Annotated in this window: 2 protein-coding genes; both read left to right on the top strand. The window is 35.1% G+C overall.

Annotated elements, in window-relative coordinates:
• Window positions 1-880: 880 nt before the first annotated feature.
• Window positions 881-1,135, top strand: coding sequence for a hypothetical protein (locus EP737_RS21135; RefSeq protein ID WP_129730714.1), 255 nt, complete (start codon window positions 881-883; stop codon window positions 1,133-1,135).
• Window positions 1,136-1,266: 131 nt separating this feature from the next.
• Window positions 1,267-1,551, top strand: a complete 285-nt coding sequence (locus tag EP737_RS21130) for an HU family DNA-binding protein (RefSeq protein WP_129730712.1) — start codon at window positions 1,267-1,269, stop codon at window positions 1,549-1,551.
• The last annotated feature ends 517 nt before the right edge of the window (window positions 1,552-2,068 follow it).

Raw genomic sequence — 2,068 nt, 5'->3', positions numbered from 1 at the left:
GTCTAAATTTCCAGCTAGAAGTGAATTCGAAGCAGCCGGAAATTTTAGGAATACAGTGTAAGTGCAACTACGCCTCTGTCTTCGCCCAAGGGCAGGGCTCGCCAATCGGCAAGTTTTCTTTAAAACTTTGTTTAGATTAAAAGCATTTTAATCCTACGCTATCTATCTATTAGGGCTAATGGATAAAAATCTAAGACCTCTAATATTCTTAACCTTATGTAATAATTGAGTGAAAATGAGGTTCCGTGGTCGCTAGTAAGAAAACTTATATCGAATCCCCTCTAATAATATTGAATTGTTAAGTGGCTTATCGTAAAAGAAGTTTATTATGGTTACTTACTATAGTATATCAAATTCTTTATTCAGTGTACTCTATCTTTAACTATTGTTTTCATTTATGAAAAATTGATTCTATTTTCAGGATTACACAAGCGATTTCTACATTAGAGGAAGCATGGAAAATGGAAAGCAAAACCTTGAAGAGACATCTGAAAATGCGATGAGATTAATGGGTTTATGTAGTAGACAAATAAATAAAATTAAGGTTGGCCTACTACCATTTTAAGTCGAACTTATATATCTACAATAAACAGGAAGGAATCTTTCCTAATCATGTACAAAAGTATATAAAAGATTTGTATAAATTTTTGGATCTAGGACAAGAATAAAGATAGAAAAAGATGAGAGGTGAGTTGTCGTATTCTAAAGGACTATACCAAACGGATATATGCTTGCACCTAGAGTGAATAGAAAAACTGTTTGAAAGATTTACAGTCACCTAGACTAAGCCCTATTGCTTACGAGGAAAATAACAAACGCTCTAACAACATGAATCCAATTACAAAGGCTCATTTTCTCGGAATATGGAGGAGGATGAACAATGGATAATGTAGAACGGATTATTGAATCGTCTGGTGTGCTAGTCGAAACTATGAAGAAATACTTATACATCGTAGATGCTCAAATTGAACGCCTCGAAGCAGCAATTGATGGAATTCAGCAAGTTGTCTTAGAAGAGGGGCAATCTTCTACACTCCCAAACGGGAAAACTGTAAATTGGAGGGAAAAGCTTTGTTCAAGGGAAAAGGAGCTCAAAATCATGAAAGAATTACGGGATAAAATTGCTGCTTCATAAGCTAAGATTATCACATATATAAAGAGAGGTATTTTTTTGCACAAGCAGAGGAAATTAAGAGGTTTAGGCTGAAGAATATAGAATTCAGTAGGATAGGCAATATATCATATATAATCTTGGAGGTCTTATTTATGAATAAAACAGATCTTGTCAATAGCGTAGCTGAACAAGCGGAACTAACGAAGAAGGATGCGGCTCAAGCGGTTGATGCTATATTTGATGCAATCCTAAATTCATTGAAAGCGGGAGATTCAGTCCAAATACTTGGGTTCGGTAACTTTGAAGTACGTGATCGGGCAGCTCGTACAGGACGTAACCCGCAAACCGGTGAAGAAATTGAAATTCCGGCAAGTAAAGTTCCGGCATTTAAACCAGGGAAACAATTGAAGGAAGCAGTTAAGGAAGTATTAGTGTAATAAAGAAAGTTCTCCGATTAAATTGTAAAAAGGGAGGGGTCTTCTGGTTGGATTACGGAAGACCTTTTCTAACTCTTATTTGGGTAGGATGCCTCGATTTTGTTATTATGTATGATGCATAGTCTCATTAACATAGTGGTATGAGGGATACAATGAGTTCTAAAAAACAGGCATATTTTTTATGCATAAAGGTATTGCAATAACTTTATAAGATATGTTATATTATATTTCTGCCGCTGATACTGAAATAAATCGCGGTGAAGCGAAATCTTTTTCTTAACCAGCTTTCGATTGCTATGAAGAACTCAACATAGCTGAAGGAATTTACTTTATGAAAGCTGTTGACGAGAAAAGTAAGCTATGATATATTGTTAATCCCGACTAAACATATGATGTTTATGGGGATGGATCAAAAAATGTTTGACACGAAATAAATAAGGTGTTATATTAAGAAAGTCGCCTTTGAGCGATGGACGAGTTCTTTGAAAACTGAACAAAACACAAAACGTCAATGTTT

The organism is Ectobacillus funiculus (genome assembly GCF_004138295.1).
GTDB classification, from domain to species: domain Bacteria; phylum Bacillota; class Bacilli; order Bacillales; family Bacillaceae_G; genus Ectobacillus; species Ectobacillus funiculus.
The sequence above is the reverse complement of the archived record's forward strand: the minus strand, read 5'-3'. Positions and strand labels throughout refer to the sequence as shown.

Excerpts from the sequence above, each read along its gene's own strand:
- EP737_RS21130 (WP_129730712.1), top strand. The coding sequence starts at position 1,267 with ATGAATAAAACAGATCTTGTCAATAGCGTAGCTGAACAAGCGGAACTA.
- EP737_RS21135 (WP_129730714.1), top strand. The coding sequence starts at position 881 with ATGGATAATGTAGAACGGATTATTGAATCGTCTGGTGTGCTAGTCGAA.